Annotated in this window: 11 protein-coding genes and 1 tRNA gene; 6 read left to right on the top strand and 6 right to left on the bottom strand. The window is 37.2% G+C overall.

All coding sequences use genetic code 11. The annotated features are described in order from the left end of the window. Positions 1-72 precede the first annotated feature (72 nt). Both IWX83_RS05745 and IWX83_RS05740 read right to left on the bottom strand, forming a co-directional pair. Positions 73-798 (bottom strand): DUF4290 domain-containing protein, encoded by a 726-nt coding sequence (locus tag IWX83_RS05745; protein ID WP_196828275.1) that lies wholly within the window; start codon positions 796-798, stop codon positions 73-75. Positions 799-886: 88 nt separating this feature from the next. Then, positions 887-1,171 (bottom strand): DUF493 family protein, encoded by a 285-nt coding sequence (locus IWX83_RS05740; protein WP_196828273.1) that lies wholly within the window; start codon positions 1,169-1,171, stop codon positions 887-889. A 147-nt stretch (positions 1,172-1,318) separates the two neighbouring features. On the opposite strand from IWX83_RS05740, the gene IWX83_RS05735 reads away from it, so the two are divergent. From IWX83_RS05735 to IWX83_RS05715, 5 genes are all read left to right on the top strand, one after another. Further along, positions 1,319-1,858, top strand: coding sequence for an ATP-binding protein (locus tag IWX83_RS05735; protein WP_196828271.1), 540 nt, complete (start codon positions 1,319-1,321; stop codon positions 1,856-1,858). Positions 1,859-1,917: 59 nt separating this feature from the next. Further along, a complete protein-coding gene (locus IWX83_RS05730; protein ID WP_196828269.1) occupies positions 1,918-3,813 on the top strand; it encodes an ATP-dependent DNA helicase RecQ in 1,896 nt (631 codons plus the stop codon). Further along, a complete protein-coding gene (gene fmt / locus IWX83_RS05725) occupies positions 3,813-4,760 on the top strand; it encodes a methionyl-tRNA formyltransferase (RefSeq protein WP_196828267.1) in 948 nt (315 codons plus the stop codon). Before IWX83_RS05730 ends, fmt begins: the two co-directional genes overlap by 1 nt. Positions 4,761-4,938: 178 nt before the next feature. Further along, complete coding sequence (locus IWX83_RS05720; RefSeq protein ID WP_066077716.1) at positions 4,939-5,211, top strand: HU family DNA-binding protein; 273 nt, start codon at positions 4,939-4,941, stop codon at positions 5,209-5,211. A gap of 118 nt (positions 5,212-5,329) precedes the next feature. Next, positions 5,330-5,890, top strand: coding sequence for a YqgE/AlgH family protein (locus tag IWX83_RS05715; protein WP_073350747.1), 561 nt, complete (start codon positions 5,330-5,332; stop codon positions 5,888-5,890). Here the strand turns inward: IWX83_RS05715 and IWX83_RS05710 are convergent. Together IWX83_RS05710 and IWX83_RS05705 are read right to left on the bottom strand one after the other, a co-directional pair. Then, positions 5,887-6,726, bottom strand: a complete 840-nt coding sequence (locus IWX83_RS05710; RefSeq protein ID WP_196828265.1) for an aminotransferase class IV — start codon at positions 6,724-6,726, stop codon at positions 5,887-5,889. The two genes, IWX83_RS05715 and IWX83_RS05710, sit on opposite strands and share 4 nt — an antisense overlap. A 55-nt stretch (positions 6,727-6,781) precedes the next feature. Then, positions 6,782-7,174 (bottom strand): START-like domain-containing protein, encoded by a 393-nt coding sequence (locus IWX83_RS05705; protein WP_066077711.1) that lies wholly within the window; start codon positions 7,172-7,174, stop codon positions 6,782-6,784. 154 nt (positions 7,175-7,328) lie between these two features. On the opposite strand from IWX83_RS05705, the gene IWX83_RS05700 reads away from it, so the two are divergent. Continuing rightward, positions 7,329-7,402: transfer RNA gene (locus tag IWX83_RS05700), tRNA-Met, on the top strand. A 596-nt stretch (positions 7,403-7,998) separates the two neighbouring features. Here IWX83_RS05700 and IWX83_RS05695 read toward each other — a convergent pair. Together IWX83_RS05695 and IWX83_RS05690 are read right to left on the bottom strand one after the other, a co-directional pair. Then, positions 7,999-9,003, bottom strand: coding sequence for a PorP/SprF family type IX secretion system membrane protein (locus IWX83_RS05695; RefSeq protein ID WP_196828263.1), 1,005 nt, complete (start codon positions 9,001-9,003; stop codon positions 7,999-8,001). A gap of 6 nt (positions 9,004-9,009) precedes the next feature. Further along, positions 9,010-17,931, bottom strand: a complete 8,922-nt coding sequence (locus IWX83_RS05690; protein WP_196828261.1) for a PKD-like domain-containing protein — start codon at positions 17,929-17,931, stop codon at positions 9,010-9,012. Between the last annotated feature and the right edge of the window lie 60 nt (positions 17,932-17,991).

Here is a 17,991-nt window from a genome sequence, read left to right as displayed (position 1 = left end):
GATATAAGTTAAAAATTGAGCGCTAGAAGTTATAAAAAATTCATAACTAAAAACCCCTAATTGATAACTTCCTTACAAAGGTTTTCTATTTTGGTTTTTGTGAACTGGATTTGGTTTTCCCGTTTTTATATTCTTATTGCTAAGAATTTTTGGTTGACCAACCGGTAAGATTTTATTCGAAACCCGTTTATTGGTTCGCAATAAATCTGTGGTGTTTAATAATTCTTCGGTACTTTGAATCAAATTCAATTTACCATCGGACAGTTCATATAAATGTTCGAAAATCACATCATCTTTCACCGTGTCTTTATTCCAACTCAAGTATGATTTTTTCATGTGATTGGCAATCACTTTCACCAACGCACTTTTCATCTCGCCATCTTCCCATTTATTAGCCACATCAATCATATATTTGATGTTGTTGCCATAGTACCTGTATTTTGGAAAATTCTGTGGGTATTTTAAAACATCCGGTTTCAGCTGTAACACTTCACGCGAAGGAATTGGATATGGAGAATCAGCGACTAATTTAAAATCAGACATAATAAACAGCTGATCCCACAATTTATGTTGAAAATCAGGAACATCACGCAAATGTGGATTCAAACTACCCATCACCTGAATAATGTATTTTGCCGCTTTGTTGCGTTCTACATCATCTTCAACTTGAGTTGCTTGATCAATCAATTTCTGCAAATGACGGCCGTACTCTGGAATAATCAAATGCGATCTCTCGGCATTGTATTCCAAATGATGCACAACATCATTCGAGTTTTCTTTAATGTATTTTGAATTCATATTCGAAAGTATCTGTTTTGATTCCTAATGACTTTTTTTCGAATCGTAATACCATTCGAAATTAGCACATCAAAATGTTGTGTTGTATTTAAAGGGAAATAATACCTTTTATTGTAGAAACTTCTAGGTATTTATCTACTATTTCTTGTGAATCTTTCACAGTGACATCAACAGATATGCTGGTAAACTTTCCTGTCTTGGATTTTCTGGTTTTGATAACCGCGCCCATACAATCAAAAGCCAACTCTACTCGTTCTACATTGTCACTTTCTGTTGGTACAATAAATTTAAATAAGTATTCTGCTGGCCATGTATTGCTCATATCCAACTCCACTTTTAATCTATCATAAAATTCTTCAGTCTTTTTATCCATTTTCTATTTAAAAATAAAGGCAAATATACGGTTTCAAACGTAAATTATGAATTTTGAATTATGATTTTTTGTCTAATCGCATTTTAACCGCAATGATTTTTTCAAATCCCGATAAGTTTAAGTAAATTTGCCCCTTATTTTTTTAAAGTGCAAAAAGAAATCATAGTTATCATTGGCGGTCCAGGAACAGGTAAAACCACTATTATCGACGGATTGGTCGCTAAAGGACATTGTTGTTATCCCGAAATTTCCCGGGAAGTGACTTTGGAAGCAAAAAAACAAGGCATCGAGCAATTGTTCCTTGAAAAACCTTTGTTATTTAGCGAATTACTTCTTGAAGGAAGAAAGAAACAATTTCAAAATGCTACAAAAGAGCCTCATGAAGTTGTGTTTATCGATCGTGGAATTCCCGATGTTTTGGCTTACATGCATTACATTGGCGATAGTTATCCTGCTACTTTTGATGCCGCTTGCCGCGAACATACCTACTCAAAAATATTCATTCTTCCGCCTTGGGAGGAAATTTATATCAGTGATCACGAACGTTACGAAAACTTCGAACAAGCGAAACTCATCTACAATCATCTTACGGAAACCTATCAGAATTACGGTTATGAGCTCATAGAAGTTCCAAAAGACACGATGGATAACAGAATTCTTTTTATCTTAGATGAAATTTCTAAATAGGCTGCAGGCTTAGGATTTAAGCTTTGGACTGTTTTTCAATGAAATGAAATCTATACTTTATGCAAGAAGCAGTAGCTATTCTTCAAAAATATTGGAAGCACGACAAATTCAGGTCGCTGCAAAAGGAAATCATCGATTCCGTTTTAAGCGGTCATGACACCTTTGCACTGATGCCAACCGGCGGCGGAAAATCAGTTTGTTTTCAGATTCCGGCAATGATGAACAAAGGCATTTGCCTCGTCGTCTCGCCTTTGGTAGCGCTGATGAAAGATCAAGTAGCCAATTTGCAAAAGCGAAATATCAAAGCCATCGCATTGACAGGCGGAATTCGATCTGAGGAAATGATTGATTTATTGGACAATTGCCAATTCGGAAATTACAAATTCCTTTATTTATCACCAGAGCGTCTTCAGTCCGATTGGATTTTGGAACGAATAAAAAATCTTCCTGTCAATTTAATCACCATCGATGAAGCGCATTGCGTTTCCCAATGGGGACATGATTTCCGACCTGCTTATTTAAAAATTTCAGAATTAAAAAAGCATTTTCCAACAGTACCATTTTTAGCCTTGACCGCCACTGCGACTCCAAGAGTCAAAGAAGATATTATCAATGAGTTGGGATTACACAAACCACAAGTTTTCGAAAAATCATTTGCTAGAGAAAATATTGCTTATATGATTTTTGAGGTTGAGGATAAACTTTTTAGAATAGAACAAATTCTGAAGAAAAATCCACAACCTTCTATAATATATGTGCGAAACAGAAAATCGTGTCTGGATATTTCTTCCCAACTGAATTCGCTAGGATTTAAAGCTACGTATTATCACGGCGGACTTTCGTCCAAAGAAAAAGACAAAAACATGCAGTCTTGGATGAACGAAGAAGTACAAGTTATTTTGGCTACCAATGCCTTTGGAATGGGAATTGACAAAGCCAATGTTAAAACGGTCATCCACATTCAGCTTCCAGAAAACATGGAAAATTATTATCAGGAAGCCGGACGTGCAGGAAGAAATGGAGAACGAGCCTTTGCGGTTTTATTGACCAGTCCATCTGATAGTATTCAGGCTCAAAGCCAATTCATTAATATTCTTCCCGATAAAAAGTTTTTGAATCTCATGTATGTCAAGCTCTGCAACTATTTTCAAATCGCTTACGGAGAAGGAATCAACGAACAGTTCAACTTCAATTTGCATCATTTTTGTTTAAAATATGAATTCCCAACCTTGAAAACGTACAATGCCATGCAATTCTTGGATAGACAAGGAATCATTAGCTTGTCCCAGGAATTTTCAGAAAAAATCACCTTGCAATTCTTGATTTCATCGAAAGAAGTGATTCGGTATATGAGTTTAAATCCAAACGACGAGGAAATTATTTTAGCCATTTTGCGCACGTATCCAGGAATTTACGAAATGCAAACCGCTTTCAACCTGCAACTGATTGCCAAAAAATCAAATCACAAGGAAACTGAAATCCAGGCTGTTTTACATAAATTAAAAGAAAAAGAAATTATAGATTACCATTCGAAAAATAATGACGCCACATTAATTTTCAATGAAGTTCGCGAAGATGACAGAACCATCAATCGGGTTTCAAAACATTTAGAGAATCAAAATCAATTAAAGAAAGAGCAGCTTCAATCTGTAATCCACTACATCAGTGAGAAAAAAGTATGCAAAAACAAGTTGATTCTAAATTATTTCGGTGAAAAAACAACCGTAGATTGCGGTATTTGTTCGTTTTGCATTACCAAGAAAATAAAGAAAAAGGATGTATCGCTGCTTTCTACAGCAATAATTGCTTTATTACGAGCCGAAGATTTAAACTCAAGAGACATTCAAAACAAAACTAAAAATAGTCCGGACGAAGTTATTGGCGTACTGCAGGAATTATTAGAAAACAACACAATTTTGGTTAAACCAAATAACAAATATACTTTACGATCATAATGGAAAAATTACGAATTATTTTTATGGGTACACCCGAATTTGCCGTGGGAATATTAGACACAATAATCAAAAACAACTATGAGGTTGTAGGTGTCATCACTGCTGCAGATAAACCAGCAGGCCGCGGACAAAAATTAAAGTATTCTGCAGTAAAGGAATATGCATTGGCGAACAACCTTACTCTACTGCAGCCTATCAGTCTAAAAGATGAGATTTTTTTATCGGAATTGAAAGCGTTGAATGCGAATTTACAAATTGTAGTTGCCTTTAGAATGTTACCAAAAGTGGTATGGGAAATGCCATCTTTAGGCACTTTTAATCTTCATGCTTCACTCCTGCCGAATTATCGCGGAGCCGCACCGATTAATTGGGCAATCATCAATGGAGAAACTAAAACGGGGGTCACCACTTTTTTTATCGATGATAAAATTGATACTGGGGCAATGATTTTAAGTTCAGAAATTCCAATTAATGAAACCGAAAATGCAGGACATTTGCATGATCGATTAATGGAATTGGGAAGCAAGACCGTTATTGACACTTTGGAAATGATTGAAAAAGGAAATGTGTCGAGAGAAATCCAAAAAGACACCGCCGAAATCAAAACAGCTTACAAACTCAACAAAGAAAATTGCAAAATCGATTGGACAAAATCAGCTTTGGAAATAAACAATCTGATTCGGGGTTTGAGTCCCTATCCAGCCGCTTGGTGTTTCTTTGGAGATAAAAATGAAGAATGGAATGTTAAAATATACGAGGCTACAATAAGTACTGAGGAACACAATTACGCCATTGGGAGTTTAATTTGTACCAAAAAAGAAATGAAGGTTGCGGTAAAAAACGGATTTATCCAAATACTTCATCTACAGTTTCCAGGCAAAAAGAAAATGAGTACTCCGGAATTACTAAATGGGCTTGCTTTTTCAGTTGATGCAAAAGCCTATTAAAGTCAACAAAAACGGGGTTTTTTTGACTTTAACCAGAAATAATCGTTGATTTATGAACAAAAAAATTAAGTTATCAACAAAATAAACTAAATTAACACAAAACACTTGCAAGGAACGTATTTCCTATTAAATTTGTGTATTAACAATTTTTTATAACCAACAATTAATAACTATTATTATGAACAAATCAGAATTAATCGATGCTATCGCTGCTGATGCAGGAATAACAAAAGCTGCAGCAAAATTAGCTTTAGAGTCATTTTTAGGAAACGTAGGAGGTACTTTGAAAAACGGTGGAAGAGTATCTTTAGTAGGTTTCGGATCATGGTCTGTTTCTGCTAGAGCTGCAAGAGACGGTAGAAATCCTCAAACAGGAAAAACTATCCAAATCGCTGCTAAAAATGTAGTGAAATTTAAAGCAGGTGCAGAATTAGAAGGTGCGGTAAACTAGTTTTAGTTGCCCCTATATAAGCAAAACCTTCCATCTGGAAGGTTTTTTTATACGTTTCAACGATTTTATTTGGCATAATAATAATAAAAAACTTAAATTTAATAAAAAATCTACTCCGATGATCACAGATAAATTAAAAAAAGGTTATTTGCTTATAGCAGAGCCTACGATAATAGGGGATTTGTCGTTCAATAGATCGGTAATTTTATTAGCTGACTATAACGAAGAGGGGTCCGTTGGTTTTATTATTAATAAACCTTTAAAGTACACGATACACGATTTGATACCAGATATTGAGGCACGCTTTAAGATTTACAATGGTGGTCCCGTGGAACAAGACAATCTTTATTTTATCCATAACATTCCAGAACTGATTCCCAACAGTATTGAGATATCGAATGGAATTTATTGGGGAGGAGATTTTGAATCTACAAAAGAGCTGATCAATAAAGGAGCAATTAGCAACGATAACATCCGATTCTTTTTAGGATATACCGGCTGGCACGAAAATCAATTAGAAAGCGAAATGGAGAGCAATTCATGGATCATCACCGCTAATAGCTACGAAAACAAAATCATAGGAAAATCGGCAACGCATTTCTGGAAAGAACAAATCATGGAATTAGGTGGAGAATATGTAATTTGGTCCAATGCACCTGAAAATCCATACCTAAATTAGGTACTACTAATCATTTCATTGAGTTTTTCTAACAGTTGCAGCGCTGTATTCGTTTCAAAATTCTTTTTACGGTATTGGGTTATCGGTTGAATTCCTTTTATAACGTTGGTAACAAATAATTCATCTGCTTTTTGAAGATCAAACGGAGAGATTACTGTCTCTTCCACCTCTAAATTTTCTATTTTTTTAGCCAAATTTAGAATTTGTCTCCTCATCACACCATTTAAGCATCCCTCAGAAACCGGCGGCGTAATTAATTTATTTCCTACTAACATAAAGAGATTTCCTTGCAATGCTTCAACCACATTTTTACTATCGTTTAGCAACAAGCAATTGTCTAAACCATTTTCATCTGCAAAAATACTTCCTGTTATATTTATTATTTTATTGGTCGTTTTTATTGACGAAAGTAATTGTTTTGTAATATAGAAGTCCTTGTATAAATCTACTTCATAATTCTTTTTTTCAATTTCATATAAAGTATTTTCAAGTGGTTGACTGTGAATCAGAAACGATATTGTATTATTTTGTGGTAAATAATAGCCACCATCATTTCTATATACCGTAATACGAGCACGAGCAGAAGCCGAGCAACCATTTGCAGCTACCACCGAAAGAATTTGCTCTTCCAAATATTCCATAGTAAAATTCATGGGGATTTCCATTCGAACCACCCGCATGGAAGACATCAATCTAAAGTAATGATCTTCCAAAAAAAGAATTTTATTGTTTATTATTTTAACTGTTTCAAAAACACCATCACCGTATAAAAAAGCACGGTTTTGGGTCAATATATTGTCGTCTTGCGACACGATAGTTCCATTAAAATTAATCATAAAAAAAGCCCTAAATTTTATTCAGGGCAAATATAAGTCATAAAATATGATTTTACTATACAGAACCAATGAGATGTTTCAGATCCGAAATTTGATTTTCCCATAATAGTGTAGCTTCATCTACCTCATCTTTATCAGCAAAATCAACAACCATTAAAGAAACGTCTTTGGTAAGTTCGTCGACTAAGATATGCAATTCAAAAAAGTACTCGGTATCCTTACTATTTTCATCAACCCATTTGAATTTCACCTTTTCACCTGTTTTCTTGGAGGCTAATCTTGCTTTTTCCTCGGAGTCATTCCAAATAAAAGTAAAAAATTCACCACGAGAATTTACATTATCGGCAAACCATTCAGACAGACCTGATGGAGTCGATATATATTGATACAATAATTGAGGCGAGGAATTTATGGGGAACTCGATTTCGTAACGTACTTTTTGATCCATGAGCTGCGTTTTATTTTTCCGAAATATATAGAATATAACTACAAAAAAAAAGTGTTTTGAAAAATATTTTTTTTTATTAAAAATATACTTGCAAGCTCTAATATTATTTTTATATTTGCACCCGCGTTCAAGGGCAGTATTCCTTAGAACATTTGGCGAGATAGCTCAGTCGGTTAGAGCGCAGGATTCATAACCCTGAGGTCCCGAGTTCAAATCTCGGTCTCGCTACTTACAAACCCCTAAACAGTAATTGTTTAGGGGTTTTTTTATGCATAACACTTTCTAAAAAACCAATTTTTTTATTAAGAGTGACGTTAAGGAGTGACGTTTTGTTCTTTAGAGTCTCTTTTCTTAATTAAGACTGCTATGACAATTCTTTACAATCGTGTTTATAGTAACAGTGAAAATAATTGCACTATTACGTTTATTTGAAATCAATCCTTTATTACAATACAAAAAGACAAATTGACTAGCTGCCTAAATTATTATGTAATCTCTTTTTTTAAGCTAATTAAAGTGCCTTTATTTTCATATAAGTAGTTGGACTTATTCATTGCCGTACTATAAAATGAGTGAAATACTATTTAACATAAAAAGTCATGTAAGCAATAAACCTTAAATGACCTTATTATTGCTTAAGTTATCAGTCTTACACAAATGAAACTTCAATGACTTATATGGTAAAAAAAATACGTCATTGTTTTATTCTTATTACTTAATTAGTAAATCTAAAGGTTTAGTTCTTATTTTCATACCGTTAGGCTATCACTGTGTAATAAACGCCCACTTATTTGATTTTTTTACGACCCTGTTGCTGGAGTAAATCAATAATTTTTTGCATAATTGGGGCAGCCAAAACACTTTACATCAAGATCAAACTGATACGTCAAGGACAATTCATAGATCCCTCCTGTTTTCCCTATTTTTGAGGTACTAAAATCGTGTGATAACCCAAATTTTAAGTGCTCATATTGTAATCCGCCAAAAACATTTAACGACGTCACTAAATGACTGTTGTCTGACTTGGTTCCGGGATTTGTAGCAGCAGACAAACCAAAAAATACCGTTTTAAACATAACGGAAGATCCAAGATCCAAACGATTGTATTCGCCTTGGTTCATGTAATTCGCTGTCAGTAAAAACTTTGTTTCATAGGGAAACAAAGCCACATCTAAATAATCAACAACTAAAAATTCATATCCCCCACTGGCAGAAAAAAACATATTCAAAGGGATGTTTTTATCAGCAACAAAAGAAATATTGGGTTTGTTGATGTGTTTTAAAGAAAGTCCAAACCACGCATTCTCATTATTAAAAACCATCCCTGCGGTAAAATCAAAAAACTTAAATCTATCATTCAGTACTAAAGGATCTCCACTGGTAGGATTGATAGTGCCAGAACCTATATTAATTTGATCTTCTAATACTAGATTGCCAAAACCAAACGATTTGGTTCCAAAACCAACCTCAATAGCAGGTCTAAAATACCAATTATCATTGAGCCTAACTCTGTAAGCATAATTGACATTGAATTGAGTAAAACTGTACTGCGTTTTGTTCTCTCTATGATTCAAAATACTAAAACCAATACCGCTATTGCTATTTTCGCTCCATGTATTAATAAAAGCATAATCGGTATCAATTTTCAAATCCAAATCTGGCCACTGCGATCGATGGATAATCCCAGCATAAGTTGTTTCCAAAAAACCAGAAAAACCTGGATTTAGCGTTTCGGGAATGAGGAAATATTGAGTAAATATTGGATCTTGCGCTTTTACTTGATTAAAAAAGCAGCAGAATAATAAGGGGAATAATATTTTTAATTTCATTTTTTTTTAATTTATAAGCACTAATGCTCCTTTATCCTTAATTATTTTTCCGTAAAATGTTGTAGCGGTAATAGTGAAATAATAATTTCCATTTTCGCCTTCTTTAGTATTGATTTTTCCATCCCAGCCTCTAATATTTTCTCCAGATTCAGAATAAATTAAACTGCCCCAAGTATCGTAAACATCAAAATGGATGTCGTTTAATCCTAAAAGAACAGGCGCAAAATAATCGTTGATACCATCATTATTGGGCGTGAATCCTGTTGGAGGAATTAAGCGATATCCTTTCTCTACCTCCAGAGTGATTTGGCGCACATATACACATCCAAAAGGATAAGTAACTGTTTGATTGACGATATAAGTTCCTTCCTTTTTGTAAATATGAGTCGGATTTTCTTCGGTTGAAAAAGTAGCGTCACCAAAATCCCAAGTTATTGCAATGTAATCTCCGCTTGCAGTATTGGTAAATTGAATTGGATCTTCAATAGAGTAAATGCCATAAGTACTATATCCTATTGAGGCAGTGGTAAAGGATGGCGTACCTAATTGCGGAATAGCGACGTCAAATGTGTACGTTGTACTGCAATTTCTAGAGTCGATTGCATTGAGTACCACTAATCCGTTTTGCGATGTACTCATTATTTCATTGTTAGGACCACTCACACTTCCGCTTGACCATACAAACTGATAAGGTGGAACTCCTCCTGAAGTTTTGGCCATAAAAGACTGCTTGACAACTTTAGTTTCACAGTTAAAATCAGTAACCGTCTCTACTTTTACAGCTATGGCTGCCGGTCGGATAACTGAGTAGCTTCCGGATGCACTACATTTCCTGGCATCCGTTACGGTAACTAAATAATTACCAGCAGGAATCGCATTCAAATCCTCTGTTACAGCACCATTTGACCACGTGTAAGAGAAAGGCGGTGTTCCTCCTGAAACTAATAAATTAATTGCACCACTATTGGCATCATCACAATTTAATGCATTGGTTGTATTTACAGCCAAAACTAATGCCTGCGGTTCAATTATCACAAAGGTTTTAGTAATTGAACAAGGGGTTCCATCAATTATTGTAGCGGTATAAGTACCTGGTCCAAGATTATTTCTAGTTGTTCCGGCCAAACTATTGTCACTCCAAACTAACTTCACACTAGGTATTCCTCCCACTAAGTTTAATTTAATACTTCCGTCACGAGCGCCAAAGCAAGAAATTTGAGTAACAGTAGGGTCCATTTTAAATAGTGGAGCCTCGGGTATATTTACTGTTGTCGTTTTTATACAGTTATTAGCATCCGTAATCGTAGCCACATAATCTCCCGCCGAAAGATTGTCCTGAACTAGTCCAACAGCCAAATTACTCCATAAAACTGTATATGGCGCAACTCCTCCAGAAACAGTCAGACGAATGGAGGCATCATTATCGCCATAACAAACAATGGGAGTGGTAGTAGCTGAAACTGTTACTAGGGATGGCTGTGTTAAAATCACCGTTAGCCTATCGGTACATCCTGAATTATCGGTTACGATCAAATTATAGGTTCCAGCAAAAACAGCTATTAAATTCTGGCTGGCACTAGCAAAACCATTTGGACCCGTCCAAGCAAAATTATAACCAGAAGTTGAAGGAGTCCCGCCTATTACAGTAACATTTATGGCTCCCGTTGCAGTGCCAAAGCACTTAATATCAGTTTTACTACCAAATGTTACATCTAAAACTGGCGGTTCTGTAATAGTAAAAGTGGCTGTTTTTGGTCCACAATTGTTGGCATCCGAAACCGTCATCTGATAGATTCCTGGACTTAAATTGGATAAATCTTCGGTGTTGGCGAAAGCGGTTCCATCTTTGGTCCACGAATAACTGTAAACTGAAGTACCTCCACTCACCGTTATTTTTATTGCTCCATCTGAATCGCCAAAGCAAGTGACGTCTTTTTCCAAGTTAGTAGTGATAGCAAGATCAGCTGGCTCTGTAATGTTGACTTCCTGTATTTTTTGACAGCCGTTAGCATCAGAAACGGTTAAATGATAGATTCCTGCCACTAATCCTGTGGCGCTTAAAGTTGTGTTCGCAGTGACGGTATCCCAAGAATAGGTTAGTGGTGCTGTCCCTCCAGAAACAGATACCGTGGCTGAACCTGTACTTTTTCCGAAGCAATCGACATTGATTTGAGACGCAATAGAAGTCACTAATCCATTTGGTTCGGTTATTACTACTTGTTGAATTGCCGAACAATTATTGCCATCGACAACCGTTACAAAATAGGTTCCTTTAGCCAGATTGATCCCTGTTGCAGTTGTTTGCATTGGTGTCGTATTCCATGAAAAAGTATAAGGAGCGGTGCCTCCATTTGGCACAATCGTTGCTGATCCCGTATTACTTCCCGAACAGGCAACATTAGTTTGTGCTGAGATAGAAGTAGAAATTGCTGCTGGTTGTTCAATTGTAACCGCGGAAGTTGTTTCACATCCGTTAAAATCAGTAACCCTAACGGTATAATTTCCTTCCGTTAATCCAGTCGCTGTTGCCACTGTTTGAACGGGTACTGTATTCCAAGAATACGTGTACGGCGCTGATCCATTTGTAACAGCAACAGTCGCCTTACCATCACTTCCACCAAAGCAGCTTACGTTATTAAAACTGCTTATAGATGATTCCAGCACGGCTGTGGGTTGTGTGATAGTAACTTGTTGCACTTTTGTACAATTATTGGCATCTGTTACCGTAACAGTATACGTACCCGCTGAAAGTCCGGATGCTGTCGCTGCAGTATTATTTGTCAAAGTGTTCCAAGAAAAAGCATACGGTACTTCCCCTCCACTAACAGCAATAGTGGCCGTTCCAGTGCTGTTTCCAAAGCATAAAATATTTGTTTGCGCACTTATTGATGTAACCAAACGATTTGGTTCCGTAATTACAGCTTGATGGGTAGTTGAACATGAATTAGTATCCGTGATGGTTACCACATAGGTTCCTGCTGTTAATCCGCTTGCCGTTGGCGTAGTCTGAATGGGAATTGTATTCCAAGAGTAAGTCAAAGCTCCACTACCTCCAATAGCAGTTACGGTCGCGCTTCCCGTACTGTCTCCGAAACAAAGAATATTTGTTTGTGCACTTATCGAAGCAGTTATACCTGAAGGTTGGGAAATAATAACTCCTACAATTGTTTTCATACTTCCGTTGCTATCGGTAACTTTGATGTCATAAGTACCTGCAACTAATCCAACGAAAGTATAATCCAAAGAAGAATTATTTAGACTATTCTGAACGATGCCTCCACCCTGTAATATTAATTCATATTTGTAAGGTCCGATGGATTGCTGGGTAATAACCACTTTTATGCTACCCGTTGAATAGCCATTACAATAAATGTTAGCATGTGCCGCTGTATCTTCCTGAATGACTAAGGACTGAGGTGCGGTTAAAGTAAAAGATAAAATTACGGGATTGCATAGTCCATCATTTATGGTGAGCGTATAATCTCCTGCAATAAGATTAGAAATATCTTGGCTTGAAGCCAAAAAACCACCTGGTCCTGACCACGAGTAGGTATAAGATCCTGAGCCACCTGTTACCGCGACAGCAATAGACCCATCATTTGCACCAACAGCACTAAGGTTAAAACCGTTATAATTGGACAAAACACTGGAAGTTCCAATTGCTGGATTTACGGTTATGCTATACGTATTAGGTTGACCTTGGCTAACCACTCCGTCATTTAGGGTTGCTGTTGCTGTATAAATAACTGTAAGTGGATTTGTTGTGGTATTCGTTAAAGTCTGAACAGGAATTACCGCCGTTGTTCCTGATGTTGTTGCCCCAGTAATTCCCGGAGGAATTGAAGCATACCAATTAAAAGTTACACTTCCAGTAGTTGGGCTTGATAAATTTATTGCGGAAGCATCACTTCCCGAACAGATTTTCTGATTCACACTTGAGAACACCACTTTGGGAGATGGATTAACCGTTATTACTACAGGAAAAGCTGTTCCTGCACAAGTTCCTGATTTTGGAGTTACCATATAAGTCGCGATAGCCTTTTGATCGGTAACATTAACTAGCGTTTGGCTAATAGAAGATTGAGGTGTATTTTGTGCATTTGCTCCCGAAATGGCTCCTACCGGACTAATTACAGCCGCACTCCAAGTATAAATGGTTCCGGTTGGAATTTTATTTCCTGAGCCATCAACTGGTGTAATTGAAAATGCAGTAGTACTACAAATGGTTTGTGCCAATGGAGATGTTATGCTTGGTTTTGGTTTTACTAGTATGGTATACTTATAAGAAGCTCCCAAACAAGCCGTTACTCCTGCTACGGTTGCTGTGGCATTATATTCAATAGTAATATCTGTATTTGTGGTGTTGGTCAAGGTTTGTGTTGGAATACTGCTTGTTCCTGAGGTTTGTATTGTTTCAGTTATTCCTGCAGGCTGGTTTGTTGTCCAGCTAAAAGTGACTCCCACAGTACTACTATTTAATGTTACTGCTGCAGCATTTTCTCCCGAACAAATCGTTTGTGGCGCAGGAGTAAAAGTTATCACTGGTGATGGATTTACAGTAATTGTAAAAGTTTTAATTGTTCCTGGGCATCCATTTATTGATGGTATTACAGTTATGGTAGCAATTTTTGGAGAGGATGTGGGATTACTTCCTATAAAGGAAGGAATAGTTCCTGATCCGCTAGTGGCTAAACCTACAGATGAATTTGAATTTGTCCAACTGTATGTTGTGCTAGGAATATTTCCTGTCAAAGGAATAGCCACTGTTGACAAACCATTACACACTTCCTGATTAAGGGGCTGTTCGACAGTTGGAGTCGGATTTACGGTAATTGTAAATGATTTTGATATTCCAGGGCAACCATTTGCCGTAGGCGTAACAATTACAGTCGCAATAAGTGGAGTTGTACCTGTATTCAAAGCGGTAAAACTTCCAATATTTCCAGTTCCAGAGGCCGCTAACCCTATCGAAGGCGTATCGTTGGTCCAGGCAAAGGTAGTTCCAGCCACGGCGCCATTAAAGCTAATGGCTGCACTGGACTGGTTGTTACATGCAGCCTTGTTGGCTATTGTATTGACTATTGACAAAGGATTAACCGTAATTGTAAATATTTTTGACATTCCCACACAACCATTTACTGAAGGCGTTACCGTAATTGTTGCTGTTATTGGAATCGTACCTGAATTTGTTCCCGTAAAAACAGGAATATCATTTGAACCAGATAAAGTGCTCAATCCTACGGCTAAACTAGTGCTAGACCAATTGTAAGTAGTACCTGAAACGTCTCCTGAAAAAACGATTTGAGTACTGGCTTGACCAGCACAAAGAATTATATTGTTTAAAACATGAACCGTTGGCTTTGGATTTACAGTGACAACAACATCAAAGGGAAGTCCGGGACATCCACTTGCCATTGGTGTTACCGAATAAGTTGCTGTCTGGGGTATTGCGGTTAAGTTTGTCAAAGTACCGCTTATAGTAGAAGCATTCGTTCCTGAGACGCCACCAGATAAACCGCCTGTAACAGTTGGGATGTTCCAAGTATAGGTCGTACCACTTGGAATTATATTTGGGCTTGTATTAGATGGTGTTGTTGTAAATAGTTCACCGCTGCAACTGGTGGAATTTATCGTGGCTGTTATCGATGGCTTTGGATTTACCTTAATGGTATAATTAAATACCGCTCCAAAACAGGATGCCCCACCCGAAAGTGATGCAGTTGCTACATAGGTAATTAGTATAGGAGTAGCAGTACTATTTGACAATACCTGCACCGGAATGGTGTCCGTTCCGCTTGTTGTCATTCCTGTAATCCCTGCCGGAACAGTTGCAGTCCAATTAAAAATTACTGAAGGTGTAGTGCTACTAAGGGTAACTACCGCACTTCCATTCCCCGAACAAATAGTTTGTATACTTGGAGAGAAAGTTACCACTGGTGATGGATTAACCGTAATTTTAAAAGTTTGAGGTGTTCCTGGACAACCATTTGCCGAAGGTGTCACCGTTATTACAGCTGTAATTGGTGTTGTTCCTGAATTTGCAGGTACAAAAGAAGGAATAGATGCAGTGCCACTAGCTGCCAATCCTATTAAAGCATTAGAATTACTCCAGGCATAAGTGGTCCCAAGAACTGCACCACTGAAAGTCTGCACTGCTGTTGCAACTCCTTTGCAATATTCTTTATCTAGAACCGGTTGTAAATTTGGAGTTGGATGTACCGTTATCGTAAATGTTTTTGGTGTTCCGGTGCAACCAGAGGCATTTTGTGGAGTGACAGTAAGTGTCGATGAAATTGTAGTTTGACCAGTATTAGACGCTGTAAAGGCCGGAATTGGTCCGGTTCCAGAAGCGGCAAGACCTATAGCAGTACTACTATTTGTCCACGAAAAGGAGGTTCCAAGTGCAATGGAACTAAAAGCAATACTGTTTTGATTGGCATTGTTGCATAAAGTGATAGAGGCAATATCATTTACTGTTGGATCAGGGAATACTGCTATCGTGAATGTTTTTGCTGTTCCTGTGCATCCATTTAGGGTTGGCGTCACCGTTATCGTAGCTGTTAAAACAGTCGTTCCGACATTAATCAACGCAAACGGGTTGATATTCCCTGTTCCATTGGTAGGCAACCCAATGGCTGAATTATTGTTTGTCCAGTTGTAAACGGTATTGGGGATACTTCCCGCAAATGATATGGCATCAGATTGTTGCCCTTTACATTTTGATTGACTTGGAATTACATCCACTGTTGGCGTGGGGTTGATGGTAAAGCTAACTTTTGTAGCTGTTGTTGTCCCACATTCATTCGTTACTGCTAATTTGATCTCATAGTTTCCCGGTGAACTATATGAAATGGAAGGCGTTGCACTTGTTGACGTCGCTGGTATTCCTCCTGTAAATTCCCAAGCATAAGTAGCGGTTTGTATCCCGCAATTTCCTACTATAGCTATTGGATTTATTACTGTATTAGGTACCGATTGGCAACGATTGGCAATCGAATTGATGCTGACAGTAGGCGGTTGCTTAACGATTACCGTTTTAGCTAAAGTTGTAACAGGTCCGCAGGAATTCGTCATTGTAAGTTTTATCGAATATGTCCCCGGAGTAACAAAATTGAACGTGGGACTTGCTGATGTTTCACTTCCCGTTACATAATTCCAAACGGCTGGTGCAGCACCACAAAATCCACTTGCATAAGCAACTTCCCAAGCGTAAAGTGGCGGAGTACAGGGATTTATTATACTCGTTGCATTTGTAGTTACCACATTTAAGGGAGAACACCCTTCAGTAGTATTTAAAGTAAATTGAGGAATGAAAGGGGATTCGATGCAAATAGTTTTTACCATTTCATCAATATCACAGCCATTGCCAATTTTCATCGTAATTGTATAGGTTCCCGACACATTAAAAACTGGACATATTGAATTTGTTCCAGCTTGCCACGTATTTGTGTTTGTAGATCCGTTACTATCACTTCCTAATTGACCACTGTTCAATGAAAAGCCTGTTGAAGGAGAAATTATCCAAACTACCTTTGACGCAATACAAGATGCACTTGTGGCAGTTGAACCTCTAATTGATTCATTTGTAAAACATATTTGAGAATTAGTACATAATTCAGATTTAGGCATATTAAAATTTGCAATGGGAGGAGTAGAAACACGAATTGGAACGACTATGCCAAATGATACGTCGCAAGGATTAGACGCTTCAATAGTTGCCGAAAATGAATTTTGTTGATTTGCACTTGTAACGCCACAAGATGATTTTAAAAATAAGTGAGTGATGGAAGCTGGTGGTGGATGATTGAAAATTGTTGGTGCTGAGTCATCATTAAAAGTAACGGTGTAAATAGTTCCTGGTGGGTTGTTTTCGGTTCCAGTAATTGGAAAAGTAAGTGCGGTTGAGATACAAATGTTAGTATTACCAGGATTACCAATTCCTACCGCTGGATTATTCCCTACAAACACCTTGTATATTTTAGTAATTGCACATCCATTTTGACCTGTAACAACATAAGTTAACGTCCACAATCCTACAGAATAAGTATGTGAGGTTGCGGCAGAAAAGGTGGAAGAAACAAAATCGGGCGAAGAATCTCCCCAGTTAATAACGTATTTTGTATTTGTTGAATTAGTTGTAGAAATATTTATAAAATCAATAAGCGACACGTCATTTGTACAGACTTTAAAAATTGGAAAACCATTATAAATTGCAGCTTCAGCACTAGAATTTAAGGAAGCATCTGGATTTTTGACAGTAACAACTTTAGAGATAGTTTTCACACATCCAAAAGTGTCAGTAACTTTTAGAGTTACGTTAAATGACTGCGATGAGCCTCCAATTACGTTGTTAAAGATATGAGAAGGATTCGGACTTGTTGAACTAGTACCACTACCGCCAAAATCCCACAAATACGTATAAGGTCCTGAACCTACTACAACCGAAGTAAATTGAACTGCAGTTCCAGAACATTGGTTATCAGTAAAGGCAAAATCAACAACTGGAGGGGCAGTAACAGTTACGGTAACACTTCCATTTTGCAGAATTTCTACGATTGGCATCGATGCATCTCGAACACTTATTAAGGTGTACAGAAAACTTCCTATCGTAGCTGTTGGCACGTTGATTGTTGCAGCATTGCCTGAGGTAGTGGTTAAAGTAGGTTGTTGTACTCCATCAATACTATAGGTAAACGTATAAGGTGCCGTTCCTCCCGCTCCTGTAAAGGTGATTACTGGCAGGGATCCGTCTTTACAAACAGAAGAGGTACTGGTAGTTATGGTTGCTGTAGGTGGAGCTAAATTAGTGTCTCCCTTATTTAGGATCTTTTTCTCCTTAATTAAAAAGCTACTAGTGACTTTAGCGCTTAATTGATGAACTGAAAATAGTAAAACAAAGAAAAATAGAATCCTGTAAAGGTGTTTCATAACTGTATTTTAAAAAAGTAAACCTAGAATACATCTGTTTTCACTGTAAGAAAAAAGATA

This window comes from Flavobacterium sp. CG_9.1 (assembly GCF_015751645.1).
Classification (GTDB): domain Bacteria; phylum Bacteroidota; class Bacteroidia; order Flavobacteriales; family Flavobacteriaceae; genus Flavobacterium; species Flavobacterium xanthum.
The sequence above is the reverse complement of the archived record's forward strand: the minus strand, read 5'-3'. Positions and strand labels throughout refer to the sequence as shown.